At 69.2% G+C, this 25168-nt stretch carries 25 protein-coding genes; 10 read left to right on the plus strand and 15 right to left on the minus strand.

The genetic code is table 11. The features are described from left to right. The first annotated feature begins 92 nt into the window (after positions 1-92). From GT347_RS11575 to GT347_RS11590, 4 genes are all read left to right on the plus strand, one after another. The gene (locus GT347_RS11575) at positions 93-725 is read left to right on the plus strand and encodes a flavin reductase family protein (protein ID WP_160552095.1); all 633 of its coding nucleotides are present in this window, start codon (positions 93-95) and stop codon (positions 723-725) included. Next, positions 722-1552, plus strand: a complete 831-nt coding sequence (locus tag GT347_RS11580) for an IclR family transcriptional regulator (RefSeq protein ID WP_160552096.1) — start codon at positions 722-724, stop codon at positions 1550-1552. Before GT347_RS11575 ends, GT347_RS11580 begins: the two co-directional genes overlap by 4 nt. Before the next feature lie 410 nt (positions 1553-1962). Then, entirely contained in the window at positions 1963-2250 is a 288-nt protein-coding gene (locus tag GT347_RS11585) for a KGG domain-containing protein (protein WP_160552097.1), read from the plus strand. After that, positions 2247-2618 carry a hypothetical protein gene (locus GT347_RS11590; protein WP_160552098.1) on the plus strand — a complete coding sequence of 124 codons (372 nt, stop codon included), beginning with the start codon at positions 2247-2249 and terminating at the stop codon, positions 2616-2618. Before GT347_RS11585 ends, GT347_RS11590 begins: the two co-directional genes overlap by 4 nt. A 7-nt stretch (positions 2619-2625) precedes the next feature. Here GT347_RS11590 and GT347_RS11595 read toward each other — a convergent pair whose 3' ends face one another. Beyond that, entirely contained in the window at positions 2626-3876 is a 1251-nt protein-coding gene (locus GT347_RS11595; protein ID WP_160552099.1) for an arsenic transporter, read from the minus strand. A 109-nt stretch (positions 3877-3985) separates the two neighbouring features. On the opposite strand from GT347_RS11595, the gene GT347_RS11600 reads away from it, so the two are divergent. Next, a complete protein-coding gene (locus tag GT347_RS11600) occupies positions 3986-4744 on the plus strand; it encodes a substrate-binding domain-containing protein (RefSeq protein WP_160552100.1) in 759 nt (252 codons plus the stop codon). A gap of 6 nt (positions 4745-4750) precedes the next feature. On the opposite strand, the gene GT347_RS11605 is transcribed toward GT347_RS11600, so the two are convergent. From GT347_RS11605 to GT347_RS11665, 13 genes are all read right to left on the minus strand, one after another. After that, positions 4751-6586 (minus strand): serine aminopeptidase domain-containing protein, encoded by a 1836-nt coding sequence (locus GT347_RS11605; RefSeq protein WP_160552101.1) that lies wholly within the window; start codon positions 6584-6586, stop codon positions 4751-4753. Beyond that, entirely contained in the window at positions 6583-9117 is a 2535-nt protein-coding gene (locus tag GT347_RS11610) for a beta-mannosidase (protein ID WP_160552102.1), read from the minus strand. The genes GT347_RS11605 and GT347_RS11610 overlap by 4 nt, the downstream gene beginning before the upstream one ends. Before the next feature lie 3 nt (positions 9118-9120). Continuing rightward, on the minus strand, positions 9121-10146 hold the full coding sequence (locus GT347_RS11615) for a DUF1839 family protein (protein ID WP_160552103.1): 1026 nt from the start codon (positions 10144-10146) through the stop codon (positions 9121-9123). Further along, positions 10143-11057, minus strand: coding sequence for an amino acid--[acyl-carrier-protein] ligase (locus tag GT347_RS11620; protein ID WP_160552104.1), 915 nt, complete (start codon positions 11055-11057; stop codon positions 10143-10145). Before GT347_RS11620 ends, GT347_RS11615 begins: the two co-directional genes overlap by 4 nt. A gap of 19 nt (positions 11058-11076) precedes the next feature. Beyond that, positions 11077-12249 (minus strand): acyl-CoA dehydrogenase family protein, encoded by a 1173-nt coding sequence (locus GT347_RS11625; protein ID WP_160552105.1) that lies wholly within the window; start codon positions 12247-12249, stop codon positions 11077-11079. Between the two features lie 39 nt (positions 12250-12288). Then, the gene (locus GT347_RS11630; RefSeq protein WP_160552106.1) at positions 12289-12534 is read right to left on the minus strand and encodes an acyl carrier protein; all 246 of its coding nucleotides are present in this window, start codon (positions 12532-12534) and stop codon (positions 12289-12291) included. 98 nt (positions 12535-12632) lie between these two features. Beyond that, positions 12633-13019 (minus strand): holo-ACP synthase, encoded by a 387-nt coding sequence (gene acpS, locus GT347_RS11635; protein ID WP_160552107.1) that lies wholly within the window; start codon positions 13017-13019, stop codon positions 12633-12635. Between the two features lie 10 nt (positions 13020-13029). Further along, positions 13030-13764, minus strand: a complete 735-nt coding sequence (locus GT347_RS11640) for a GntR family transcriptional regulator (protein WP_160552108.1) — start codon at positions 13762-13764, stop codon at positions 13030-13032. Between the two features lie 70 nt (positions 13765-13834). Beyond that, positions 13835-14755, minus strand: a complete 921-nt coding sequence (locus tag GT347_RS11645; RefSeq protein ID WP_160552109.1) for an ornithine cyclodeaminase family protein — start codon at positions 14753-14755, stop codon at positions 13835-13837. 5 nt (positions 14756-14760) lie between these two features. Then, positions 14761-15054 (minus strand): 2Fe-2S iron-sulfur cluster-binding protein, encoded by a 294-nt coding sequence (locus GT347_RS11650; protein ID WP_160552110.1) that lies wholly within the window; start codon positions 15052-15054, stop codon positions 14761-14763. A gap of 32 nt (positions 15055-15086) precedes the next feature. Further along, entirely contained in the window at positions 15087-15389 is a 303-nt protein-coding gene (locus tag GT347_RS11655) for a ferredoxin (protein ID WP_160552111.1), read from the minus strand. Between the two features lie 15 nt (positions 15390-15404). Next, positions 15405-15719 carry a 2Fe-2S iron-sulfur cluster-binding protein gene (locus GT347_RS11660; RefSeq protein ID WP_160552112.1) on the minus strand — a complete coding sequence of 105 codons (315 nt, stop codon included), beginning with the start codon at positions 15717-15719 and terminating at the stop codon, positions 15405-15407. A gap of 6 nt (positions 15720-15725) precedes the next feature. Further along, on the minus strand, positions 15726-16448 hold the full coding sequence (locus GT347_RS11665) for a TenA family transcriptional regulator (RefSeq protein ID WP_160552113.1): 723 nt from the start codon (positions 16446-16448) through the stop codon (positions 15726-15728). Between the two features lie 167 nt (positions 16449-16615). Here GT347_RS11665 and GT347_RS11670 point away from each other — a divergent pair, with 167 nt between their 5' ends. The 5 genes from GT347_RS11670 (at position 16616) to GT347_RS11690 (ending at position 22927) form a co-directional block, all read left to right on the plus strand. Next, on the plus strand, positions 16616-18076 hold the full coding sequence (locus GT347_RS11670; protein WP_160552114.1) for an aldehyde dehydrogenase family protein: 1461 nt from the start codon (positions 16616-16618) through the stop codon (positions 18074-18076). 33 nt (positions 18077-18109) lie between these two features. Beyond that, positions 18110-18589 (plus strand): GlcG/HbpS family heme-binding protein, encoded by a 480-nt coding sequence (locus GT347_RS11675; RefSeq protein ID WP_160552115.1) that lies wholly within the window; start codon positions 18110-18112, stop codon positions 18587-18589. A 26-nt stretch (positions 18590-18615) separates the two neighbouring features. Next, complete coding sequence (locus GT347_RS11680) at positions 18616-19635, plus strand: 2Fe-2S iron-sulfur cluster-binding protein (RefSeq protein WP_160552116.1); 1020 nt, start codon at positions 18616-18618, stop codon at positions 19633-19635. Positions 19636-19907: 272 nt separating this feature from the next. Further along, positions 19908-21452, plus strand: a complete 1545-nt coding sequence (locus GT347_RS11685) for a hypothetical protein (RefSeq protein WP_160552117.1) — start codon at positions 19908-19910, stop codon at positions 21450-21452. A gap of 5 nt (positions 21453-21457) precedes the next feature. Next, on the plus strand, positions 21458-22927 hold the full coding sequence (locus GT347_RS11690) for a gamma-glutamyltransferase family protein (RefSeq protein ID WP_160552118.1): 1470 nt from the start codon (positions 21458-21460) through the stop codon (positions 22925-22927). A 708-nt stretch (positions 22928-23635) separates the two neighbouring features. Here GT347_RS11690 and GT347_RS11695 read toward each other — a convergent pair. Continuing rightward, positions 23636-25156 (minus strand): amidase, encoded by a 1521-nt coding sequence (locus GT347_RS11695; RefSeq protein WP_160552119.1) that lies wholly within the window; start codon positions 25154-25156, stop codon positions 23636-23638. Between the last annotated feature and the right edge of the window lie 12 nt (positions 25157-25168).

Here is a 25168-nt window from a genome sequence, read left to right on the forward strand (position 1 = left end):
GGCCCGATGCTGCAACGCAATAAGCTCGAAAACGTCCACCATGTGGACGGCATCCGATATCGGATGCCGGCCGTCCGCACCACAATCGCGCCATGCAACTCGACCCCGCCAGCCTCACGCCCGAAGCCACTTACCGCCTGCTGAGCGGCCTGGTGGTGCCCCGGCCCATCGCCTGGATCAGCACACTCTCGCCCACCGGCGTGGTGAACCTGGCGCCGTTTTCCTGCTTCACCTTCGTGTCGAACAAGCCGCCGATGCTGGGCGTGAACATCGGCCGCAAGGCGGGGCGGCGCAAGGACACCGGCGCCCACATCCACCACCGCGGCGAGTTCGTGGTGCACATCGGCGATTCCTCCCAGCTCGAAGCCATCCACGAGAGCAGCGCCGAGCATCCCGAGGACGTGAGCGAGGCCGCGCTGCTGGGCCTGGCCACCGTGGCCAGCGACACCATCGCCGTGCCCCGCCTGGCCGCCGCGCCGGTGGCCATGGAATGCCGGCTGTCGCAGGTGATCCCCTTCGGCGAGACCGGCGCGGAGTTCGTGGTGGGCGAGATCACCCGCTTCCACCTGCGCGAGGGGCTGATGAAGGACGGCAAGGTCGAGACCCTGGCGCTGGACCCGGTCTGCCGCATCGGCGGGCCCAACTACGCCACGCTCGGCCGCATCGTCACCCTGCGCGGCATGGCGCAGACGGCCAAGAGCGTGCTGGGCAGCGGGCAGGCATGAAGGATGATGGCGCCGCCGCCCCCACCGCCGGTGCCCAGGTGGTGCGGCGGGCACTGGCGGTGCTGCGCATCGTGGCGGCGGCGCAGGAGCGCGGCGTGCGGGTGGTGGATGTGGTGGACGCCACCGGCCTGAACCGCCCCACGGTGCACCGCCTGCTGCAGGTGCTGGTGGAGGAAGGCGCGGCCGAGCGCGACGCGGCCACGCGGCGCTACCTGATCGGGCGGGATGTTTCGCTGATGGGGCTGGCGCGTTCGGCGCGTTTCCCGATCCGCTCGGTGGCCGCGCCCTTTCTGCGCGAGCTGAGCGAGCGCGAGGGCGACACCAGCTTTCTCACCATCCGCAACGGCGACGAGTCCGTCTGCCTGGCGCGGCACCCCGGCGGCTATCCGATCAAGGTGCTGAGCATCGAGGTGGGCGCGCGCCGGCCGCTGGGCGTGGGCGTGAGCGGCCTGGTGCTGCTGGCCGACCTGCCGCCCGAGGAGGTCGCCGCCGTGATGGCACGCAACAGCCGGCCGCTGCAGGCACTGCGGCTGGACATCGCGGCCGTCGCCGGGCGGCTGGAAGAGACACGCCGCCTGGGCTATGCCTATGCGCCCGTCGGTGTGGTGCCCGGCACCCGCGCGCTGGCGGTGCCGGTGCGCCACCCCGGCGGACAGGTGCTGGCGGGCCTGGCGGTCACCGCCATCGCCGACCGGCTGCCGGCCGAGCGGCTGCAGCCGCTGGTGCAGGCGATGCAGCAGCAGGCGCTGGGCATCGCCCAGCAGTGGGCGCAGCGGCTGCGGCCGCGCGGCCCGGCAGATAATCCGGCGAGCGCTTATTCAAGATGAAAATGAGACGGTGCGTGACAGCGAAACGCGCCTAAAATAGATTGGTGCAAAACTAATCATCTCGGCGGACCTTCGGGATTTCCCAGGGCCGTTCCGGTGGCCACGATCCAAGTCAGGTTCCCGGCAGCTTTCCTTGTGCATGCAAGCGCCTTTTCACTGGGAAATCCCGGGTCGGGGCAGCGCCGGGATGCCATATCCCCCTGATTATTCGCGGCGCCGCGGGCGGATAATCTGGCACGGCTTCTGAAACACACCGTTTCAACTCCGCTAATCGAGTAAAGCTGACCACAAGCTGAGTGGTCATTTCAGCCCTTTCACGCTGTCCGTTATTGCGCAAAAACCATGGCGCGCGGTTCACACTTGCATACAAGCCGGTCTCGAAGGGAGACCGCCTCACCCGAGTGCGTGCCATGAAGAACCATTCAGACGACCCCCTGCAGCCACCGAAGCAGCGGCGCGGCTTCGCATCCATGGACCCCGACCGCCTGCGCGACATCTCCAGCCGCGGCGGCAGTGCGCCCCACCGATCCGGCAAGCGCGGCTTCGCGCTGATGGACGAAGAGCGGCGGCGCGAGGTGTCGCAAAAAGGACTCGAAGCCCGGCGCGACCGCTCGGCCGCTCCCACGCTGGACCAGATGCCGACCCTGCCGCCATCGACGACGGCACAGCCCGGCAAGCTCGAAACCGAGGCGCCGTGAAAACCGGCCCGGCCGCCGCCTGCGCCCTGCTGCTGCTGCTCGCCGGCGCGGCATCGGCCGCCACCGAGGCGGCCGGCGAGATCCGCGACAAACCCGCACTGCAGGCCGCACGCGAGGCCTATTGGCTGTGCGCCTCGATGGAGGTGCCGAGCCGCCTTTCCAGCCCGGCCGAGATACGCCAGGCGGCCAACGAGGCCGCGACCCGTTGCGAGCGTGAACAACTCGCCCTGGCCGGCCATTTCGCGCTGCAGCATCCCGGCTCGCGGGAGGTGAGCCGCTACATGGAGCAGGCCCGCAGGCAGCTGGTGGAAGAGCTGACGCGCCGCATGGGCGAGCTGGAATCGCTCTACCAGCAGCGCGGCGAATAGGCCCGCTTCAGATCGCCACGGCCGCCAGTGCGCACAGCAGCGCCACCGGCATCGCCACCGCGCCCACCTTCAGGAACTGCCAGGCGCTGACGTCCTCGCCCTCGCGCCGGATCGCCGCCAGCCAGAGCAGCGTGGCCAGCGATCCGGTCACCGACAGATTGGGCCCCAGGTCGATGCCGATGGCGATGGCGCCCCGCACCGCCGCCGGTGCATCGGCCAGTTGCGCGACGGTGCCGGCCGCCAGCCCCGCCGGCAGGTTGTTGACCAGGTTGCAGCCGAAGGCCGCCAGCAGCCCGCCCGCCCAGGCGGCGAGCGTGGGCGAGTGTTGCGACAGCTCCCGCAGCGCCTCTGCCACCGGCTGCAGCAGGCCCGAACGCTGCACGCCCTCGACCAGCACGAAGAGCCCCGCCACCAGCGGCAGCACCCCCCAGGAGACGCCGCCCAGCAGCGGCCAGGGCGCCTCGTGTTTGGCCAGCAGGACCGAAGCCGTGGCGATCGCACCCACCACCAGCGCCGGCAGGCCCAGTTCCATGCCGCGCGCCGAGGCGGCCAGCAGCACCAGCGCCATCGCCACCACCGCGCCGGCGGCCAGCTTGCCGGTGGCGCCGAGGCGGCCGGTTTCGTCGGGCGCCTGCACCGATCCCGCCAGTTCGGCCCGGAACATCCAGCGCAGCACCAGGAAAGTGGCGACGATGGCCGCCACCGAGGGCAGCAGGAAGCGCCGCAGCCAGGGCAGCAGGGCCGGCAGCTGCTCGCCGAACACCACCAGGTTGGCCGGGTTGGAGATGGGCAGCACGAAGCTGGCCGCATTGGCGATCAGCGCGCAGGCGAAGAGATAGGGCAGCGGCTTCACCCCCGCCTGCCGGGTGGCGGCATAGACGGCCGGGGTCAGCACCACCGCCGTCGCATCGTTGGACATGAAGACGGTGACCACCGTGCCCGCGCCGTAGATCCACAGGAAGAGCCGGCTGGCCGAGCCCTTCGCATGGCGCGCCGCGATGCCGGCCAGCCAGTCGAACAGGCCCTCGCGCCGGCCCAGTTCCGAGAGCAGCATCATGCCGACCAGGAAGCAGTAGACATCCAGGCCCTTGGCCACCGCCTGCAGGCCCTCGCTCCAGGGCTGCAGCCCGCAGGCCAGCAGCAGCAGGGCGCCGGCCACGGCCCAGACGAATTCGGGGATGCGGGCCGGCCGCAGGATCACGCAGGCGGTGGCGGCGGCGGCGATCGCCACCGTGGCGCTTCGGGCATCAAGCAGCATCGTGGCGGCTCTTGTTCTTGGGGTGACGCTGCATCTTGTCCTGCTGTGCGGAAAAAGCGGCAATGGTAGAACCGGCACCGGCATGCCCGCCCTGCAATCCGTAACCGCCATGCGAAACCTGCGTCCCGCCCTGCTGCTCTGCCTCCTGCTGTCCGCCCTCGGCGCGCGGGCCGACACCGTCAAGGTGCTGACCAGCGGCGCCTTCAAGCCCATCGTGCTGGCCCTGGCGCCCGCCTTCGAGGCCCGCACCGGAAACACGGTGGTGGTCTCCAACGACACCGCCGGCGCCCTGGCCAAACGGGTCTCCGAAGGCGAGCCTTTCGACCTGCTGGTGCTGACGCCGGCCGCGCTCAAGGTCTTCGGCGACGACGGCAAGGTGGCCGCGGACAGCATCAAGCCGCTGGCGCGTGTGGCCATCGGCGTGGCGGTCAAACAAGGCGCGCCGCGTCCGGAAGTGGGCACGGTCGAGCAGTTCCGCCAGGCCCTGCTGCAGGCGCGCAAGGTGGCCTATATCGATCCGGCGGCGGGCGGCTCCAGCGGCATCTATCTCGACGGCCTGTTCCGCCGCCTGGGCATCGCCGAGCAGATGCGCGAGAAGGCGGTGCTGGTGCAGGGCGGCCTGGTGGCGCAGAAGCTGGTGACCGGCGAGGCCGACCTGGCGGTGCACCAGATCAGCGAGATCCTGGCGGTGACCGGCGCCGACCTGGTCGGCCCGATACCGGAATCCGTGCAGAACTACACCACCTATGCCGGCGCGGTCGGCGGCAAGGCCCTGCATCCCGAGGCCGCACGCGAATTCCTGCTGCTGCTCTCGGGCGAGACCGCCCTGCCCGTCATCCAGGAAAAGGGCATGTACCCCGCCGACTGAGCGCGCTCAGCCGTAGGTCTGCTCCACATGGCCGACCAGCAGCTCGTGCAGCTGCTTCTGGGCCCAAAGCGGCGTGAAGGTGTGGTCGGCGCCCTCCACCACGTGGAAGCGGAAATGGTCCATGCGGCGCAGCCGGGCGGCGCTCTCGCCCAGGTGGGTCTCCACCTCGTCGAGGCCGCCGTCGTTGGCGCTGAACACCATGAAGACCTTCACGCCGCGCTGCAGCAGGCCGCGGAACAGGGCGAAGACATCGGTGGAGTCCTGCATCTCGGCCAGTGACACCGGACGTCCGCCGCGCACCACCGAGCCCAGGCGCTTGGCCACGCGTTTGCGGATCAGGCTGGCCACGCCGTAGACGATGACCTTGGTGTCCACCTGGCCGCGCATCACCCGGCTCCAGGTGCCGCGGTCGAGCAGTCGGCTGCGGTAGAAGCGCAGGGAGCGGATGCCCTTGCGTCGCCGCATCTCCAGCGAATCGCCCTCGCGCCAGTTGAAGTTCTGCGGATTGATCATGACGATGGAGTCCACCGCCGGCTCGGCGATGGCGCCGCGGAAGGCCATGTAGGCGCCCGAGCACATGCCCACCATCACCACATGCGACACGCCCTGGGTCTTCAGGTAGGCGATGGCCTCGTGCACCTCGCCGACGGTGTGGCGAGCGAACAGGTGGTTGTCGCGCTGGCCCGGCGCGGCCGGGCTTTCGCCGACGCCGCCGATGTCCATGCGCAGCGCCAGGAAGCCCTTGGCGGCCAGCGCCCGGCCCTGGGTCACGTACATGCGGTTGGGGCCGATGTGGTGGTTGGAGCCGGTGGTCACGAACAGCACCGCCGCGCGGCCGCGCAGGCCCTGCGGCTCGACGGCGCGCGACAGGATGCCGAAGAGATTGCCGTGGGCGCCGAAGCGCACCGGCGTGTCGCGCACCGCCACGCCGTCCTGCTTCAGGGTGAAGGCGCCGTCGGTTTCCAGCGCCTGCGGGTGGCCGGCGCCCTGCATCGGATAACGCGCCTCCAGCCATTCGCGGATCACGCCCAGGGCTTCGTCGGGCACCACCGCATCGAAGGTGTCGCGCATCATGGCCGCGTAGCCGCCGACCGGCGACTGGGTGACATCGCAGCCGACCGCGCGCAGGTGGCGGGCCAGTTTCTCGTTGGGCGGAATGTCGTCGCGCTCCAGCAGCAGCACGGCACGGCCGGCGGCGTTCTGGGGGGTGACGATGGATGTCAGGTCCAGCTCGCTCATGGCGGCGATGGCCGCATGGGTGAGCAGGTAGCCGCCGGCTTCCTCGCCGGCATCGGGCGCATCGGCCTGGCCGGCCAGGCTTTCGCTGCTGCCATCGACGGCGCGCAGGGAACGCATGGCCCGTGTCTCGCGCAGCATCAGCCGGCCGGAGCTGAAGGGCGCCCAGGCGACGATGCTGTCGGCCCGGCCGGCCGAAGCCTGGGTGGCCGCGGCCAGCGCCAGCGTGGCGCCCATGCGCACGCCGAACAGGCTGAGCTTGCTGGCGCCGCTGATGTGCAGGCCGAATTCCACGGCGCGCGAGACGCCCCGGGTCCAGGCGGGAATGCGTTCGGGCGCCTCGTCGGTGCCGTCCGAATCGCCGGTGCCGTGGTGGTCATAGCGCAGCACCGCGAAGCCGGCGAAGGCCAGGCGCAGGGCCAGCTGGCGGTAGTGGCGGTGGGTGCAGATGGCGTCGTAGCCGATCGGATTGCACAGCACCACCAGGCAGTCGCGGCTGCCGCCGTCGGGGCCGGCGGGCGGGTGGTACCAGCCGAAGAGGGTGCGGCCCTCGCGGTCGAAACTGACCGGACGGGCGTCCAGCGATACGGAGGCGTGGCTGCTCATGCTTGTGTCTCTGTGGCGGCCATCGTGGGCACGCATCGTTCCGCGCCGTTGGCGGCCTTCAGGCTGGCGCGCAGCCGGCTGCCCGGCTTGCGGGCGCTCAGCTCGACCGTCTTTTCCTCGCCCGGCGCGAGATGGAAATAGTTGTGGCTGATACGGAAGCCCGGCGCGTCGATGGCCACCGCCTGGGCGAAGCGCGGGCAGCGCACGCTCAGGCGGTAGTGGTCGAGGCCGGCGGGGGCCATGGTGGCGCTCAGGCCCAGCGCGGGTTGCACCGCGAAGCCGTGGCCCTGGGGGAAATAGAAGTCCGAGGCGATGGCCTGGCCGGTGGCGGTGTCGCGCAGCAGCGCATGGGCCAGGTCGTGGCCGGGCGGGCCGAAGCGGTAGGTCCAGGTGCTGTCGGTGAAATGGCCGAAGAGCGCATCGCCACGCACCTGCACGCTGCCGTGGGCCGGCACGGTGAGGGCCTTGCTGCCTTGCGCGACCTGCTTCTCGCCGTTGCGCCAGAGGGTGAGTTCGACCTCGGCCTCGATCGCCCGCGGCCCGTCGTTGACCGCATGCAGCGACAGCCCGTTCACGCCTTCGTCGATGGCGAACAGCGCCACCGGCGCCATCGCCCGCTGCAGGTAGAACCAGGCGGCCTTGGGAATGCCGTGGGCGTCGATCACGCCCCAGCCGGCACCCGGCCACAGGTCGCGCAGGAACCAGACGATGGCGCCGGCGCAGCTCGATCCCTGGCGCCGCCATTCGGCCAGGGCCGCCCGCATGGCCTCGCCGCTGGCCAGGCGGCTGAGCGCCAGGTAGCGGTCCATGTCGGCATAGCGCAGGCGCATGGGATCGACGCCGAAGAGCTGGGCCAGGTAATGGTCGCGCACATCGTCGAAGTCCCAGCCGGCGCTGCTGTCGCGCGGCACGCGGGCCTTCCAGCGGGCATGGTGGATGGGCGACTGGCCCTCGGCCAGGAAGCCTTCCACCGTCTCGGGTTCGGGCACGTTGGCAAATGCCAGGCATTCGCTGGTGAAACGCACGCCGCTGCGGCGCGCATCGGTCAGCGGCTGCAGGTAGGCGCCGACGCCGAAGTAATGCGCCGCGCCGGCATCGACCTGAAAGGGCATGGCGCCGCCGGCCGGGCTCGAAGGCCAGTAGGGCAGGTCGGGCCGCAGTTCGGCGCCGATGGCGGGCAGCACTTCACCGAAGAGCCGGTTGCGCCACAGCGGCTGCTCCAGCCCCAGCATGGCCGCCTGCTGCTCCACCTCGCTGTTGCCGCAGAGCAGGCCCAGGCTGGGCGAAAGGCGGGTGCGGGTGAGGAACTGGCGAGCCTCGGCCTCCACGCTGGCGACGAAGCCCGCGTCCTCGGCCGGATAGTCCATGTTGGCGAACATCCAGTCGTGCCAGAGCAGGATGCCCAGCTCGTCGCACAGGGCGTAGAAATGCTCGGCCTCGTAGAACATGGTGCCGCCCACACGCAGCATGTTCATGCCGGCATCGCGCGCCAGGGTGAGGGTGGCGCGGACGGCCTGGGGGTCGCCGTGCAGGCGCAGGATGTCGGTGGTGGTCCAGCAGGCGCCGCGGCAGAAGACACGCACGCCGTTGATGTCGAGCGCGAAGTCGTCGCCCTGGCTGTGCAGCTCGATGCTTCTGAAGCCGGTGCGGCCGAGGTCACGCTGCTGCACCGCGCCATCGACCGTCAGCACCAGCGAGACGGCGTACAGCTCGGGCGTTCCATGGGTGTGCGGCCACCAGCGCTGCACCTGCTCGATGGTGACGGAGCCGCTGGCCGACCAGTGCGTCGCGTCGATGCGGGCCAGGGCCAGCACGGCCTCGGTATCGCCCACCCGCAGGCGGGCTTCGATCTGCCCGGTGGGCTGTTCACCGGCGATACGCAGCACGCCATCGAAACGCACGCTGCCCGTGTCGCCCTGCAGTTCGGCGAAGCAGTCGGTGCGCAGCCATTCCATGCCCGGACGCCGCTCCAGCCGCACCGGCTTCCAGGGGCCGATGGCGGGCACGGCGGGTGTCCAGCCGGGGATGCGGCCGAGCAGGCTGGCGCGTATCCAGCGCAGCTGCTGCTGTTCCACCAGCCGGGTGCGCCAGCGCGGGCGCGGACGGCGTGCCGTCAGCGCCTGCTGCACCGAGGCGAAGCGGATCAGCAGCTCGTGGCTGCCGGCCTGCAGGCGGCCGGCGAGGTCCACCTCGTGCGCCAGGAACATATTGTCCGAACGCAGGATGGACTCGCCATCCAGCCAGCATTCGGCCAGCGTGGCCAGGCCTTCGAAGACCAGTACGTCACGCTCGCCCGGCGCGGCGACGGCGGGCGTTTCGAAGCGGCAGCGGTACCAGCAGTCCTGGGCGTCGAGCGGCGGCAGGCGGTCGAAATCGGCCTGGCCGGCGTCGAACAGCGCGGCCATCGCCGTGCCGGGCACGGCGGCCGGACACCAGGCGAGGGCATGTTCCGCGAAGGCCTGCGGATCGGTGGCACTGCCGGCCGGCAGCATCGCCATCTGCCAATCGGCCAATACGAGCGCAGCCGCCATGCCCTAGCCGTAGCGGCGTGTCAGGCAGTCCATGCCGGCGGACCAGGCACGCGCCATGTCCTGCAGCAGCTCCTGGAACTGCACCTGCCGCCCGGTGTTGACCGCACGCGCGGTCTTCAGCAGCAGGGCCTTGGTGCCGGAGGAGATCTCCAGGAAGGCGGTCTGCGCGGTCGCCAGGCCCGGCTCGCCGTGCGCGCTCAGCCAGGCCAGGTAGCTGGCGGCCAGCTCGAAATTGGCGCCCAGCTGGCGCAGGGTGGCGAAGGCATAGCGGTGGTAGAAGCTCAGGCCCTCGCGCTGCAGCCAGGCCACGTCGGCGGGGTAACGCGCGGCGAAACGCTCGATCGGGTTCTCGCGCGGCAGCCGTGCCAGGTGCGAACGCAGCAGCTTGATCGAGGTGGCGACGAGCGCGGCGGGCGTGCTCTCGCGCAGCCGGTCGATGCGGGCGAACTCGGCGAAGAAGGGCATGTAGCCGGGGTCGTGCGGATAGTCGAGCCGGAACAGATGGGCGAAATCCTCGCCGCCCAGCTCGAAGTAGCCGGCATTGTGGAAATAGCCCAGCCGGCGCTGCTCCAGGTCCACCGCATTGATGACGATGGTGCTCTTGGTGTGCTGCTCGCGGTAGTCGGTGCCGGCGGTGTCGGGCATCCAGAAGGCATCGGCCTCGGTGAACACCAGCTTGCCTTCGCCCACATGGTGCAGCGCATGCTCCAGGATGTTGCCGCGCCAGACATTGAGCTCTTCCACCTCGATGCCGTAGAGCTCCTCCAGGTCGCGGTGCGGCGGCTTGAAGAAGGTCCACTGGTCGCCCTCGAAGGACAGGGCCACGGTGAAGGCCAGCATGGCCTCGGGCTGCAGGCCGAGCGCGTGCAGCGCCTCGATCCACACGTCCGCATAGCAGTTCTTCTGCACCCAGGCCTGGTCCTCGCGGTGCAGCGCATGGACCTGGTAGCCCTCGGCGGCGATCGGGAGCACGCGGGCGCTGGCAGCCTGTGCCAGCTCGGCCGTTTCCCGCTGCTCCATCGCGCTCATGCCTGTTCGGGCCAGAGCCGCGCGCGCACGCCTTCTGGCCACCGGGCCGGATCGAAGCCGTGGTGCTTGAACAGCGCCATGCAGACCCGCTCCAGGCCGAAGCCCAGGCAGGCGGTCTGCGCCTGCTCGCCGTTGGCCTGCAGGATGTCGAAGGTCTTGGAGAAATAGTCCTGGTGGTAGTTGAAGGAGCAGACCGCGGTCGGCTTTTCTTCGGAGATCACCGGCACCACCACTTCGAACTTGAGCTTCTGCTCCTTCTGCGCATTGGCCAGGATCTTGCCGACGCGGCCGAAGAAGGGATCGCTGGCGACTTCCTCCTGGGCCGGCAGGCCGAGCGAGCGCAGCAGGTCCAGGCCGCGCTGCAGCCACATGTCGCGCCACTCCAGCACCTCGTCGGGCGAGCCCACGCGCACGAACTCGCGCACGCGGAAGGCCTGCATGCGGGTGGGTTCGTCCGAGGGTTCGTGGCGGAACACCCAGTGCGTCATGTCCACCAGCCGGCCGCCCGCGGGCAGGGTGCCGGTGAAGCTGGGATAGACCGGATAGCAGGCCGCCGGGATCAGCATCACGCCGGTGCGCTCCATCATGTCGTCGTAGGACTGGCCTTCGGCGATGCGCTGCACCAGCTTGGGATGGTCGCCGGCGCTGCCGCAGAAGCAGACCACGCCCATGGCCAGCTGCGGGAACGACTTCATGTAGCCGCTCTTCTCGAAGATGCCGCGCGCCAGGGTGGGCGGGAAGGTGAACTTCTCGGCCTTGTCGTCCTGCGCGATGCGGCCGACCAGCGCGTTGAAGCGCTCCAGCACATCCTCGAACACCGCGTTGCGGCCGAACACGCCGGGTTCGCCAGAAGGCACGATGAGTCCGCTGGCAACCAGTCCGTCGTAGAGGGATTTGGAGTCGTATTGCATGGCTCGGTGGCGGTGACGCTCAGGCGTCCTTGTAGACAAGCAGCATGGAGGCGCTGCGGCCGTAGATGCGGTCGTTGCCGATCATCAGCTGGGCCGAATGCGCATCGCGCAGATGGCGGCCCAGGCTGAACTTGCTGTCGTTCTTGTAGCCCTGGATGCCGCAGATCAGGAGCGCCTGGTGCACGATCTGCACCACCAGGGTGGAGCAGGAGATCTTCAGGTTGTTCATCTTCAGCGCGAAGCCGAGCGTGAGCAGCGATTCGTTGCCCTCTGCGCTTTCCTGCAGCTCCTGGCAGTCGCGCGCCACGTCGTGCACGTTGGAGCGCATCGACTGCAGGGTGTTCGACAGCTCGGCCAGGCGCAGCGCGGTCGGCGGCACGGTGCCGGGATTGCGCCGGGCCTCGGCGCGCACGGAAGAGGCGGCGCGGCTCATGGCGTCCGAGGCGATGCCCAGCCACAGGCCGGACCACAGGATGTGCGAGTACGGCACCATGGTCTGGCCGGAGGAGTCGGCATAGTCGCCGGGCAGGATCTGCGCCGCGTCGCCCCTGGAGCGGAACTTGAAGCCGGGGCTGCAGGTGCCGCGCATGCCCAGGGTGTCCCACTGGCTGGTCTGCTCCAGCGTGTACTGGCCGCGCCGCACCAGCACCATCACCTGGTCGCTGCGGGCGGCCGCCAGATCGCGCCGGCAGGTCACCAGCAGCTCGTCGGCATGGGCGCCGTAGGAGACGGTGGTGGCATCCTTGTTGAGCACGAAGCGGTCGCCATCGACCTCCACGGCGCAGATGCTGGAGCGGGTGTCGCCGCCCACGCCCACCTCGGAGGTGATGGAACCGATCAGCAATTGCTTGTCGACCAGCTCGCGGCAGTACTGCCGGAAGAATTCCGAGCCCAGGCCGTGCCGCACGATGCAGGCCACCTGGATCTGGTGCATGGCGAACACCATGGCGGTGGCCGCGCAGTACTGGCCGAGCGCGGTGCAGACCGCGGTCAGCTCCACCATCTTCATGCCCATGCCGCCGAGTTCCTGCGGCACCAGGGCCGACAGCAGCCTGGCGTCCTTCAGCGCGGCGATGGCCTCGGCGGGAAAACGCGCGTTGCGGTCCACCTCCGCGGCATGGACGGCGGCGATCTCGCTGCCGATGCGGTGGGCCAGCTCCACGTTGGCGCCCTGGCTTGCGTCGTTGCTCATGCTGATGGGACCTCTAGGCGGCTGACGATGGCGCTTTTTTCAGGAAGCGGTGAGTTCTTCGATGGCGTCGCGGATGCTGGCGATGCTGCCGAACACGCCGCGCTTGAGCATGCGGTCCGGGAATTCGATGTCGAACTGGCCTTCCAGGCCCAGCATCACATTGACGCTGGCATGCGAGGTGAGGCCGGCCTGGTAGAGGTCGGCGTCCTCGGCCAGGGTGTCGGCATCGGCGGAGAGCCGGCCATGGGCCTTGAGGATCTGGCGGATGTCGTCGGTGGTGCTCAATTTCTGCGCCCTGTAATGCCTGTCGGCAGTTCTAACTTTTGCTTACCCTTCGCAGTCTAGTGCAGCGCACCGGGGTTTGCACCCACAAGCAAACAGGTTCAGCTGTCTATCGTCGCAGCCACCACGGCGATCGCCATGCTGCGTTCGTGGCTCAGGCTGAGGGAAAGGTCGACGATGCCGGCGGCGTCGGCGAGGCGACGGGCGCTGTCGTGCAGCTTGAGTTCGACCCAGCCTTCGGGCGTCTTCACCACCTCGATCGAGCGCCAGGGAATGCCGCCGCCCACCGGCCGCAGCACCTTCATGCAGGCCTCCTTGGCGGCGAAACGGGCGGCCAGGCGCTGGGCCATTTCCTCGCCGCCGGCCTCGCAGTAGGCGATCTCGTCCGGGGTGAAGATGCGTTCGAGGTAGCGGCGGCCGAAGCGCTCGCAGGATTCGGCGATGCTGGCGACTTCGATCAGGTCGGTGCCGATGCGGACCTGAACCATGGCATCGCTCTCAGGCGGCCGAGGCGCCCAGCGCGGCGGCATGGGCCGCCTCGTAGGCCGTGGCGGCATTGTTCACATGGCGCGCGGCCAGCAGCGCGGCCAGTTCGGCGTCGCCGGCGGCGATGGCTTCGAGGATCTGGGCATGGTCGTACCAGTTCTGCAAAGCCCGGCCGCGGTTGATGGGTGCGAACAACAGGGCGGTGCGGTCGCGCAGGGAACGGGTCATGTCGGCCAGCACTTCGTTGGAGGCGCCTTCGGCCACCAGGTCGTGCACCTGGGCGTTGACGGCCACCAGGGCATCGACATCGTTGCGGGCGGCGGCCTGGCGGCCGGTGTCGAGCAGGCAACGCAGGCGCTCGACCATCGAGGTGTCGCGCCGCTGGGCGGAGAGCCGGGCATTGAGGCTTTCCAGGGTGGCGCGCACCTCCACCAGTTCCTGCGCCAGCCGGTCGGACACGCTGGCCACCGTGGCGCCCCGGCGCGGCTCGATGCGCACCAGGCCCTCGGACTGCAGGGCGCGCAGCGCCTCGCGCACGGGGATGCGGGACACGCCGAGCTGCTCCGAGATGCGGCCCTCGACCAGGCGGTCGCCCTGCTGGTATTCGCCGTCGAGGATCTTGCGCCGCAGCGCATCGGTGACGATGGCGAACAGCGAGGCATGCTGGTCACCCAGGCTGGGCGGCAGGGCCGGTGCGGCGGGGGCGGCGGCCGTTTCGGCACCGCTGGACTCGACATTGGGGGACATGGGCGCCAGGAGTTCGCGGCTGGTATACAAAACCGGAATTGTAGTGGCGCCCTCGTCGCGCACCGGCTTTTCAGCCGGCGTGGATGCGGCTGTAGGCCAGGCCCGCCAGGGCCACGTCCTGCAGGCCGATGCCGACCGACTTGTAGAGGGTGATGTCGCTGTCGCGCTGGCGGCCGGGGACCTTGCCGCAGACCAGGTCGGCCAGTTCCACGATCTTGCCCTCGGGCAGCAGCGCGTCCGGCGCGGCGCGCACCAGGTCGCCGGCCTCGCGCAAAGTCTGCTGCTTCCATTCGATGGCGATCAGGCTGGCGCGGCGCAGGGCCGTGTCGTCCAGCTCGCGGGTGTGCGGCAGGCTCGATCCGATGGCGGCGACGAAGCAGCCTTCGGGCAGGGCCGAGCCGGCGAACAGCGGCTCGGTGGCGCGCGAGGCGGTGACGACGATGTCGGCCTCTTCGATGGCTGCGTCCGCGGTGGCGGCGTGTTCGATGGCCACCCCGCAGCGCTGCTGCAATGCGGCCAGGGTGGCGGGCGCGACATGCGGATCGAAGACGCGGATGCGCTCCAGCGGATAGGCCGCCGCCATCTGCACTGCATGCGCCTGCCCCTGCACGCCGCAGCCCAGCAGGCCGAGCCGGCGCGACGCCGGCCGCGCCAGGTGCCTGGCCGCGATCACCGAACAGGCGGCGGTGCGCAGCCGGGTGATGGCGCCGGCATCGAAGGAGGCCAGCGGCGCGCCGGTTTCGGTGGAGAACAGCAGGATCACGAAATTGAACTGCCCGGCGATGGTCGTGTAGACCTTGGCGCCGGCCACGTGCTGGCCCGGGATCACCGCGCCCAGGGTGGACAGCTTCACGCCGCCGGCCTCGGTGCGGATGCGTTCCTGCATCGCCGCCTCGCCGCGGCCCAGGCGCTCCAGCGCGTCCTGCAGGACATGCTGGGCATCGGCCGGGGAAACGGCCGCGTCGATCATGGTGTCGGTGATGTGCTGCATGGCTGTCAGGCCTTCTTCTGCCAGGACACGGCCACGCTGCCGCCGAGCACGAAGGCCTGGCAGGCCATGCGGTAGCCGGCCTCGAAGTCGGCATCGCCCAGGTGCTTGCGCTCCTTGGGCTTGATCTTGTCCATGTTCTCGATGCCCTGCTCGATCAGGCACTTGCAGGTGCCGCACAGGCCGCCGCCGCACTTGAACGGGATGCCGGCCTTCTCGCGCAGGGAGACCCGCAGCAGGTTGCTGTTGTCGGGCGCTTCGACGACCTGGGAATCGTTGGTGATGAATGTGATCTGGGCCATCGGGGATGCGGCAGTGGGAGGTAGCAGGAAACTCAGACCCGGATCAAGGCCGTGTCGATGGAGCCGAAGGAGGTGAGGTGGTGCAGCTCGCGCAGCGCCGCCTCCACCGTGTCGAAGCGTTCGAGGAACTTGGCCGGCACGCTGTTGACGGAAGGCTCGCCGGATTCGTCGATCACCTTCACGCGGGTGGTCGCCAGCGCGCCGGTCAGCTCGGCGATGACGAAACGCGCCTTGACGCGGCCGCAGAAGACATAGTCGTAGCTCTGCACCGCGGCCAGCCCCTCGCCCATCTCGGTGCGGAACTGACCGGGCTTGCTGGTGAGCACCAGGTACATGGCGGAACTCCGGTTTCAGGCGGCGGTGGTGGCCGCCGCGTCGTCCTGGCGCAGCTCGATGTCCTGCTCGATCCAGAGCTGGCAGGCCAGGCGCCAGCCGGCATCGAGCCGCTCGCCGAGCTGCTTCTTCTCTTTCCAGTTCGGCGGCGGCAGAAACTCGGCACCGGCCAGCACCTCGCAGGCGCAGGTCGCGCACTTGCCCATGCCGCACTGGTACTTCAGGTGCGGAAAGGGAAACTGCTTGATGCCGGCACGCACGACGAGGTTGGATTTCTCCTTCACCTCGCCCTCGTAGGCCTGGCCGTTCTTGCGAAAGACGACGTGGGGCATCGGTCCTCAGGCCGCGACGGCTTCTTCTTCCTGCACGGCGACGTAGTCGTTGTACAGGGCCGTCGTGTAGAGCAGGCGCATCTGGGCGCCCACTTCGCAGATCTTCAGGCAGCGGGCCTGCAGCTCGGGCGTGTTGGCCAGCTCCAGCACGATCTGGTAGCCGCGCTCGCCATGGATCTCGTCGGAGACGATGTGCAGGTCGAAGAACTCGACTTCCTCGTCGCTGAAGCCGTACTTCTCGCGCAGGGTCGGGGTCTGCTTGCGGTAGATGGAAGGCACTTGCGATTCCAGGCCCACGACCAGGCCGGCCACGGCCACCACCGGGTCTTCGCGCATCGCCACGGCGTAGCACCAGGCCTGCAGGGCACGGGTGGTGGGGGACATGTTGTCCTCGTCCTGCACCCGCTCGCGCGTGGTGCCGCAGGCCTCGGCGAAACGGATCAGCAGATCGGTGTGGCGGTCGCCGCCGATCTCTTCCTCGTACATATTGGCCAGCAGGAAGTCCTTGGCCTCGACATGCTGCGCGGGCATGCGAGCATAGACATAACCCAGGTAGTCGGCGAAGGGGCCGACGTAGTGGTAGTGGTTCTCGGCCCAGCGGGCGAGCTGGGCGCGGCTCAGCGTGCCGCCGGCCCAGGCCAGGCTGAACGGGGACTTGTTGGCGCTCTTGCCCTTGATGGCGTTCTCAAGGGCGGTGCGGAATTCGTCGCGGGACATCAAAGCGGACATGGCGGCTCCTGCTGGGGTGGAAGATGAAGAAGTACGAATACTGTATACCGAATTAAAAAGACGCTCAAGCGCATTTCGGAGTTTTACTAGCAGGAATCGCGCCGCACCCATTTGCGTCAGATCAAGTTTGGTATACAGTATTCGCACAAAGCCACTCGTCTTCCGACATGACCCTGCCTGCCACCACCACCTTCGACAACTACATCTCGGGCGCCTGGAAGCCCTGCCGCAGCGGCGCCACCTTCGCCGACACCAATCCGGCGGATACCGGAGAGACGGTCGGCCTGTTCCAGGCCTCGGGCGCGGAAGACGCACAGGAAGCGGTCGATGCCGCCCAGGCCGCCTTCGCCGGCTGGAAGAAAACCTCCATCACGAAACGTGCCAAGGTGCTGCTGGCCGCGGCCGACTACCTGGAAGCGAATGCCGACCGCTTCGCCGAGGAGCTGACCCGCGAGGAAGGCAAGGGCCTGGGCCTGGCCAAGGACGAGTTCCTGCGTTCGGCGCAGACCCTGCGTTTCTACGCGGTCGAAGCCCAGGGCTACACCGGCGAGACCTTCCCCCAGGACGATGCCGACATGGTGGTCTACACCCAGCGCGAGCCGCTGGGCGTGGTGACCGTGATCGCGCCCTGGAACTTCCCCGTCTCCATCCCGGCCCGCAAGATCGCCCCGGCGCTGGTGACCGGCAATACCGTCGTCTTCAAGCCTTCGTCCGAGGCACCGCTGTCGGGCCTGCGCCTGGTCGAGGCCCTGGTGCACGGCGGCCTGCCGGCCGGCGTGCTGAACTTCGTCACCGGCCGCGCCGGCGAAGTGGGCCCGGTGCTGACCACCGCGCCCGCCGTGCGCGCCATCACCTTCACCGGCTCCACCGCGGCCGGCCAGCAGATCCACCGCGCCGCCAGCCTCACCACCCGCACCCAGATGGAGCTGGGCGGCAAGAACCCGCTGATCGTGATGGAAGACGCCGACCTGGACCTGGCGGTGGACCTGGCCGTCAAGGGCGGCCTCTCGCTCTCCGGCCAGGCCTGCACCGGCACCAGCCGCATCATGGTCGTGAAGTCCGTCCTGGCCGCCTTCACCGAGAAGCTGGTCGCCAAGGTCAAGACCCTGAAGATCGGCAGCGGTTTGACCAAGGGCATGGACCTGGGCCCGCTCGCCAGCGCCAACCAGCTGAAGAACGTGCTGCGCTACATCGAGATCGGCAAGCAGGAAGCCCAGCTGCTGTGCGGCGGCGAACAGCTCACCGAGGGTGAATTCGCCAAGGGCTATTACGTGGCGCCCACCGTCTTCGGTGGCGTGACCCAGCAGATGCGCATCGCCCGTGAGGAGATCTTCGGCCCGGTGCTCGCCATCATCGAAGTGGCCGACTATGCCGACGCGCTGGCCCAGGCCAACGACACCGAATACGGCCTGTCCGCCGCCATCTGCACCCGCAACCCGCGTTATGCCCATGCCTTCGCGCTGGACATCGAATCGGGCACGGTGAAGATCAACCGCACGACCACCGGCAACCTGATCAACGCGCCCTTCGGCGGGCTGAAGAACTCCAGCACCTCCACCTTCCGCGAGTCGGGCCGCGGCGGCCTGGAATTCTTCCTGCAGACCAAGACCGTGTACCGCGGCGCCTGATTCCCTTTTTTCCCTCCTCACACCCTCCCGAACATGAAAAACGTCATCCGCCTCGAACTGCCCGAAGCCCGCACCATGATCGCCGCCGCGATCGCCAAGTCCAAGGAGATCGGCGTGCTCGAATCGATCTGCGTCTGCGACGACGGCGGCTACCCCATCGCCCTGGAACGCATGGACGGCGCCCGCATCACCGGCCCGCAGATCGCCTGGAACAAGGCCTTCACGGCGGCCGGCCACAAGCGCTCCACCCATCTGTTCAACACGGCGCCCAACGGCCCGGCCCTGCCGGGCAACGAGGCCTTCGGCATCCAGTGGAGCTTCGAAGGCAAGTTCGCCGTCTTCGTCGGCGGCTTCCCCATCGTGATCGACGACCAGGTGGTCGGCGGCATCGGCCTGTCGGGCGGCAATGGCGAGCAGGACACCGCCGCCGGCGTGGCCGCGCTGGCCGCCCTGGCCGAGATGCTGGCGCCCCTGGGCCACAAGGTCCTGGTGCAGGCCGACATCAAGAAGTAAGCCCCCTGCAAGAAGAAGGACCCGCCATGGCCTACCGCGTGCACCTGATGGAACCCGCCGCCTCCTTCGAGGTGGACGAGGGCGAGACCCTGCTCGAAGGCGCGGACCGTGCCGGCCAACACCTGCCGCACGACTGCCGCTTCGGCACCTGCGGCACCTGCCGGGTGCGGGTGGCCTCGGGTTCGGTCGGCTACCAGGAATTCCCGCCCGGCATCAGCGAAGAGGAGGCCGCCGCCGGCTTCGCCCTCGCCTGCCAGGCCCATGCGCTGAGCGACGTCACGCTGCTGCCGGAACGCCGTCTGGCGCCCTGCTCGGCGCCGGCCCGCCACATGGCGACGGTGTCCGCCGTGCGGGCGCTGGGCGATGGCGTGAGCCACCTCACCATCACGCTGCCCGAGGCGGCGGCCGCCGACCTGGTCTACCGCCCCGGCCAGTACGTCAACCTGTTCCTGGAGGACGGCAGCCCGCGCAGCTTCTCCATGGCCTCGCGGCCGGAGGGCGGCCAACTCGACTTCCACCTGCGTCGCATCCCCGAAGGCCGCTTCACCCACCACCGGGTGAACGCGCTGCAGGCCGGCGACCTGCTGGAGATCGAACTGCCCCTGGGGAACTTCTGCCACCACCCCGAGGACTACCGCCCGCTGCTGCTGGTGGCCACCGGCACCGGCCTGGCGCCGATCAAGGCCATCCTGGAGTCGCTGATGGACAGCGAGGACGGCCCGCCCGTCGCCTTGTACTGGGGCGTGCGCACCGAAGCGGATCTCTATCTGCACGAGGAGATCCAGACCTGGGCGGAACGTTTCGACGACTTCAGCTATGTGCCGGTGCTCTCGCGCGCGGACGAGGACTGGCAAGGCCGTCGCGGCCATGTGCAGCAGGCGGTGGCCGAGGACTTCCCGGACCTGTCCGAGCACGCCATCTACCTCTGCGGCTCGCCCGCCATGATCGAAGAGGCCCGGCGCGATTTCCTGGCCCTGGGCGCCAGCATCGACCACCTCTACGCGGACAGCTTCACCTTCCAGGCACAGGCGGCCGAGACCGTCTGACGCCGCGAAGCCCGGCTCCGGCAACCAGCCTCCACGACTTTGCGGTCATGGAGGTTTTTTGCTGGACGGTATACCGAATAGAGATCACATGCGATACGCACCGCAAGCGTGCACACCCTCGGAAATCACGCCGTTATAGAGCGTAAATTCCTCTGTATGCACCAGCAAAACCGGGCAGGGTAATTGCTACTCCTTTGAGGCAGATCAACGAATACAGTATACAAACTGACGTTGAGCCCTCAACCCACGGTCGTACAGGAGTTGCCTTTTCCATGGATCAGCATGTCGTCATCGGTGCCGCGCACTGGACTTATCTGGCGGGGGTCGCGGTCATCGTGCTGACGATGATCCTGCGGGCCAATGTGGTGGTGCCTTCCATCCTCGCCACCTTCTGCGTGGTCTTCGCCTGGTCGCACAGCCCGGTCACGGCGCTGGGCAGCATCTTCACGGCCAGCTTCGTGGCGGCCAAGGAACTGTTCAACATCTTCCTGGTCATCGCGCTGATGACGGCGCTGCTCAATGCCCTCAAGGAGCTGCGTTCGGACATCCGCATGGTCGAGCCCTTCCGCGCGGTGATGAAGAACGGCCACACCGCCTTCTTCATCCTGGCGGGCATCACCTACTTCATCTCGCTGTTCTTCTGGCCCACGCCGGCCGTGCCGCTGGTGTCTGCGGTGCTGCTGCCCGCTGCCATCGCAGCCGGCCTGCCGCCGCTGGCGGGCGCTATGGCCATCGCCATCGCCGGCCAGGGCATGGCCCTGTCTTCGGACTACGTGATCGGCGTGGCCCCGGGCATCAGCGCCAAGGCCGCCGGTGCCGCCGTCAGCGCCGCCGTGGTGGCGGACCGGGCGCTGGTGCTGTCGCTGATCGTCGGCGGCATCGCACTGGTGCTGGGTTACCTGTCGATCCGCAAACGCATCCAGCCGGCGAGCAACTCGCTGCTGGTGGCCTGGCAGGCGCAGTCCAGCGGCCTGGAGACCGAGCGCCTGGAAGAGGCCGGCACCTTCGACAAGGCCGAGCTGGCGCGCGGAACGAACGGCCGCGACACGCTGCTCTCCGACAAGGCGGTCGACCGCGCCCTGGCCTCGGCGCCGGCCAAACGCGTGTTCTGGTCCAAGGTGTTCGCGGTGCTGACGCCGCTGGCCTTCCTGGCGGTGATCGTCACCATGATCGCGCCCAAGCTCATGCCCTCGCTGCCGCCGCTGCGCGGCGGTGAAGCGGCCACGCTGGTGGGCGGCATGGCGGCGCTGCTGATGATCCTGGCATCGCTGGCCGCCGACGGCCCGCGCAAGATGCTGGACGTGAGTGCCGACCACATCACCAGCGGCTTCGTCTTCGCCTTCAAGGCCATGGGCTCGGTGCTGCCGATCGCCGGCTTCTTCTTCGTGGGCGCGGGCGAGACGGCCGGCCCCATTCTCAACATCGCCCAGGGCACCACGCCGCCGCACCTGCTGTTCGAGCTGATCCAGTCGGCCGAACACCTGATCCCGCACAGCCATCTCTTCGTGGCCTTCGGCATCCTGATCGTGGGCATGATCACCGGCATCGACGGCTCCGGCTTCGCCGGCCTGCCGCTGACCGGCTCGCTCTCCGGCGCGCTGGCGCCGGCCGCCGGCATGGACGCCGCCACGCTGGCCGCCATCGGCCAGATGGGCGCGGTGTGGACCGGCGGCGGCACGCTGGTGGCCTGGTCCTCGCTGATCGCGGTGGCCGGCTTCGCCCGGGTGCCGGTGCTGGAGGCGGTGCGTGCGCTGCTGCTGCCGGTGGTGACGGGGCTGATCGTGGCGACGATCTGCGCGGTGACGATCTGGAGCTGAGCGGCATGACGGGTTCTTCGGTTTCGCCGCAGGGCGTGGTGGCGGCCAACTGCATGGTGGCCACCGGCCATCCCCTGGCCTCGGCCGCCGCACGGCAGATGCTGCTGGCCGGCGGCAGCGCGGTGGACGCGGCGATCGCCGCCGACGCGGTGCTGGGTGTGGTCGAGCCCATGGCCACCGGCATCGGCGGCGACATGCTGGCCATGGTGGTGCAGGCCGACGGCACGCCCGTCAGCTACAACGGCACCGGGCGCGCGCCGGCCGGGCTGGAGACGTCATTGGTCGAGGCCCTGCCGGACCAGCGCATCCCCGAGCGCCATCCCTATGCGGTGACGGTGCCCGGCGCGGTGCGCGGCTGGGCCGACATGCACGGGCGCTTCGGCCGCCTGCCCTGGCCCGAGCTGTTCGCGCCCGCCATCGCCGCGGCGATGAACGGCTTCGAGGTGGCGCCGGTCTGCGCCCGCGAATGGGCGCTGTTCGCCAAGGTGCTGCTGCGCGACCCGGCCAGTGCCGAGCCGTACCGGGCGACGCAGCCGCCCAAGGCCGGCGAGCGGTTCGCCAATCCCGCCCTGGGACGGGTGCTGTCGGACATCGCCGAGCAGGGCCCGGACGCCTTCTATTTCGGCGCCGCCGCGCGTGCCGCCGCGCGCAACGTGCAGGCCCTGGGCGGCGTGCTGACGGCCGAGGATTTCGCGAACCACAGCGGGCATTTCTGCGCGCCGGCCTCGACCTCCTTTCGCGGGCTGACGGTGCTGGAATGCCCGCCCAACACCCATGGCGTGGCGGTGTTGCGGGCGCTGGATGCGCTGGAGCCGCTGCAGCTCGATCCGTCCGACCCCGCCACCGTGGTGAAGACGGTGCAGGCCATGGGCGAGGCCATGCAGTGGGCGCAGCGCACGGTGGCCGATCCGGCCGGCAACACGGTGTGCACCGTGGTGGTGGACCGAGACGGGCTGGCCGTCACGCTGATGACCAGCGTGTTCAAGCGCTTCGGCTCGGGCATCGCTGCGCCGGGTTGCGGCTTCGTGCTGCAGAACCGGGGGTTCGGATTCTCGAAGCCTGGGCACATCAACGGGCCTGCGCCTGGGAAGCGGCCTTATCACACGGTGGTGCCGGGGGCTGCGCTCCAGGATGGGCGGTTCTTCGGCGCCTTCGGTGTCGTGGGCGGGGCGATGCAGCCTCAGGGGCAGCTGCAATTGCTGCTGCGCGTGGCCGCGTTCGGGGAGCCGCTGCAGGCGGCGCTGGATGCGCCTCGGTGGCGGCTGGAATCGCAGTCGGCGCTGGCCATCGAGGCCGGGATGCCCGATGCGGTGACGCGGGCCTTGCGGGAGGCTGGCTATACCGATCCGGTGGGTGCTGGCGAGCTGGGCGGGCGCAGCGACTTCGGGGGGGCGCAGTTCGTGATGCGTCGGGCCGATGGGATGCTGGTTGGTGCTTCTGACCTTCGCAAGGATGGGGTGGCCTGGGGGGCTTGATTCTCTGGTTTGTCTCCTTGGCGGAGGGCTGGGTCTCCTGCGGGGGCTTGGTTCTCCTGCGGAGGGCGGAGCTGGGGCTGCGCGCCCCAGACCGCGCTCACTTTCTTTGCTTCGCCAAAGAAAGTAAGCAAAGAAAGGCGACCCGACACCCGAGGCCCTTCGGGCACCGCTGCGGTACTCGCAAAGGCGGGGTCCACGACAACTCGCTACGCTGCGCTTCGCTCAAACAGGTCGTGGCCCTGATCCGCCTTTGCTCCGTTCCTCGCTCTCGGGCTCACGGGACCCGGGAGCGGGAGCGGGGACAGCGGCTGCTTCGCAGCGCAACGGGCCTTCGCTGCGCTCGGCCTCCACTGAAATGCGGCCGATGCCAAGGGCGGGTTATTCAATCAGAGGCCGAGCGCAGCGACGGCCCGTCGCCCTGCGAAGCAGCGGCTGTCCCCGCTCCCCGGGTCCCGTCTGCGGGTGAGTGAGGAGCGCAGCAAAAGCGGATCAGGGCCACGACCTGTTTGAGCGAAGCGAGTTGTCGTGGACCCCGCTTTTGCGAGCACCGCAGCGTGCCCCCTCCGCAGGAGGGGGACTCCCGCAGCCGGGTCGCCTTTCTTTGCTTACTTTCTTTGGCGAAGCAAAGAAAGTGAGCGCGGTCTGGGGCGCGCAGCCCCAGCTCCGCCCTCCGCAGGAGAACCACCCCCGCCAAGGGGAAAAAAAACCTCAAACAGCCGAAGCCACCCCCAAAGAAGCCCCAGCATCCAACACAGCCGGCGCAGTCACGATAGACCTCAACCCAGGCTCATGAAAAGCCAGCCGTGACACATCAGGCAAGGGCCTGCGCAGCAGGGCAGAAGCAGCGAACGCCTGCTCCATCGCATGCCCCACCCCCAGCGTGAACCGGTCCTGCCGGAAGCCGCCCACCACCTGCAGCCCGAACGGCATCCCCGCCGCATCCACCCCGCAAGGCAAGGCCAGCGAAGGATGCGTGGTCAAAGTGGTCACATAGGTCAGCGACAACCACCGGTAGTAGTTCTCCTGCCGCTCCCCGTTGATGAAGGCCGCATGCGGCTGCGTCCAGGGGAAAGGCGACACCGGCGTGGTAGGCGCCAGGATCACATCGAACTCGCGGTAAGCCGCCTGGAAGCGACCCAGGATGCGTGTCTGCTCCGCCTGCGCCCACGCGCAATCGACCAGCTTCATCGCAGCACCCATCTCGTAGTTGGCGCGGGGATTCGGCCCCAGGCTCGAAGGATCGCGCTCATAGGCCTCGCGCATGCCGGCGACGAAGGCCTCGGCCCGCAGCACGTCGAAGCAGCGATGCACCTCGCCGAGATCCAGCGCCACCGGCTCGCAGCTGCGGAACAGATGCCGCATCGCCTCGATCTTGGCGCGGAACACCGCGCGGATGCCCTCGTCCACCGCGCAGGCGCCGAAGTCCTCGGTGTAGCCCACCCGCAGCGTGCCCAGGTCCACGTTCTGCGGCAGCAGGAAATCCAGGGGATCGAGCGGATAACTCAGCGGATCGCCGGCCGACATGCCGGCCGTCGCCGCCAGCTGCAGGCAGGCATCGGCCACCGTGCGGCCCATGGGGCCGACCACCGAGATCGGTGTCCAGCCCAGCGGCTTGCGCACGCTGGGCACCACGCCGGGCGACGGCCGGAAACCCACCACGCCGCACTTGGCCGCCGGGATGCGCAGCGAGCCACCGGTGTCGGAGCCGGTGCACACCGGCAGCATGTCCAGCGCCAGCGCGGCGGCCGAGCCACCGGAGGAGCCGCCCGCGTTCAGGCGCGGATCGAAGGGATTGCCGGTGGCGCCCCAGACCGGGTTGAAGCTGTTGGCGCCGGCGCCCATCTCGGGCACGTTGGTCTTGCCGGCGACGATGGCGCCGGCCGCGCGCAGGCGGGCCACCAGCTCGTTGTCGGCCGTGGGCACGTTGGCGCGGTAGATCGGCGAGCCGAAGGTGGTCAGCAGGCCCTCGGTGTTCTCCAGATCCTTCACGCCCAGTGGCAGGCCGTGCAGCAGGCCCAGGGGCTTGCCGGCCATGACGGCGGCCTCGGCCGCGCGGGCTTCGCCGCGGGCGCGCTCGAAGCTGGTCGCGGTGACGGCGTTGACGTAGGGGTTGGTCGCCTCGATGCGGGCGATGCAGGCATCCAGCAACTCGACCGGCGAGAGCTGGCGCGCGCCGATCCGGCGGCGCATTTCGGTGGCGGGAAGGGCGACGATTTCTTCGTGTGACATGGTTTCGGTGGC

Source organism: Xylophilus rhododendri, from assembly GCF_009906855.1.
GTDB classification, from domain to species: Bacteria; Pseudomonadota; Gammaproteobacteria; order Burkholderiales; family Burkholderiaceae_C; genus Xylophilus; species Xylophilus rhododendri.

Excerpts from the sequence above, each read along its gene's own strand:
- GT347_RS11655 (WP_160552111.1), bottom strand. The coding sequence starts at position 15,389 with ATGTACCTGGTGCTCACCAGCAAGCCCGGTCAGTTCCGCACCGAGATG.
- GT347_RS11615 (WP_160552103.1), bottom strand. The coding sequence starts at position 10,146 with ATGAGCGCGATGGAGCAGCGGGAAACGGCCGAGCTGGCACAGGCTGCC.
- acpS (WP_160552107.1), bottom strand. The coding sequence starts at position 13,019 with ATGGTTCAGGTCCGCATCGGCACCGACCTGATCGAAGTCGCCAGCATC.
- GT347_RS11685 (WP_160552117.1), top strand. The coding sequence starts at position 19,908 with ATGGATCAGCATGTCGTCATCGGTGCCGCGCACTGGACTTATCTGGCG.
- GT347_RS11620 (WP_160552104.1), bottom strand. The coding sequence starts at position 11,057 with ATGCAATACGACTCCAAATCCCTCTACGACGGACTGGTTGCCAGCGGA.
- GT347_RS11675 (WP_160552115.1), top strand. The coding sequence starts at position 18,110 with ATGAAAAACGTCATCCGCCTCGAACTGCCCGAAGCCCGCACCATGATC.
- GT347_RS11680 (WP_160552116.1), top strand. The coding sequence starts at position 18,616 with ATGGCCTACCGCGTGCACCTGATGGAACCCGCCGCCTCCTTCGAGGTG.
- GT347_RS11670 (WP_160552114.1), top strand. The coding sequence starts at position 16,616 with ATGACCCTGCCTGCCACCACCACCTTCGACAACTACATCTCGGGCGCC.
- GT347_RS11690 (WP_160552118.1), top strand. The coding sequence starts at position 21,458 with ATGACGGGTTCTTCGGTTTCGCCGCAGGGCGTGGTGGCGGCCAACTGC.
- GT347_RS11640 (WP_160552108.1), bottom strand. The coding sequence starts at position 13,764 with ATGTCCCCCAATGTCGAGTCCAGCGGTGCCGAAACGGCCGCCGCCCCC.
- GT347_RS11585 (WP_160552097.1), top strand. The coding sequence starts at position 1,963 with ATGAAGAACCATTCAGACGACCCCCTGCAGCCACCGAAGCAGCGGCGC.
- GT347_RS11595 (WP_160552099.1), bottom strand. The coding sequence starts at position 3,876 with ATGCTGCTTGATGCCCGAAGCGCCACGGTGGCGATCGCCGCCGCCGCC.
- GT347_RS11695 (WP_160552119.1), bottom strand. The coding sequence starts at position 25,156 with ATGTCACACGAAGAAATCGTCGCCCTTCCCGCCACCGAAATGCGCCGC.
- GT347_RS11600 (WP_160552100.1), top strand. The coding sequence starts at position 3,986 with ATGCGAAACCTGCGTCCCGCCCTGCTGCTCTGCCTCCTGCTGTCCGCC.
- GT347_RS11650 (WP_160552110.1), bottom strand. The coding sequence starts at position 15,054 with ATGGCCCAGATCACATTCATCACCAACGATTCCCAGGTCGTCGAAGCG.
- GT347_RS11645 (WP_160552109.1), bottom strand. The coding sequence starts at position 14,755 with ATGCAGCACATCACCGACACCATGATCGACGCGGCCGTTTCCCCGGCC.
- GT347_RS11610 (WP_160552102.1), bottom strand. The coding sequence starts at position 9,117 with ATGGCGGCTGCGCTCGTATTGGCCGATTGGCAGATGGCGATGCTGCCG.
- GT347_RS11625 (WP_160552105.1), bottom strand. The coding sequence starts at position 12,249 with ATGAGCAACGACGCAAGCCAGGGCGCCAACGTGGAGCTGGCCCACCGC.
- GT347_RS11605 (WP_160552101.1), bottom strand. The coding sequence starts at position 6,586 with ATGAGCAGCCACGCCTCCGTATCGCTGGACGCCCGTCCGGTCAGTTTC.
- GT347_RS11575 (WP_160552095.1), top strand. The coding sequence starts at position 93 with ATGCAACTCGACCCCGCCAGCCTCACGCCCGAAGCCACTTACCGCCTG.
- GT347_RS11665 (WP_160552113.1), bottom strand. The coding sequence starts at position 16,448 with ATGTCCGCTTTGATGTCCCGCGACGAATTCCGCACCGCCCTTGAGAAC.
- GT347_RS11580 (WP_160552096.1), top strand. The coding sequence starts at position 722 with ATGAAGGATGATGGCGCCGCCGCCCCCACCGCCGGTGCCCAGGTGGTG.
- GT347_RS11660 (WP_160552112.1), bottom strand. The coding sequence starts at position 15,719 with ATGCCCCACGTCGTCTTTCGCAAGAACGGCCAGGCCTACGAGGGCGAG.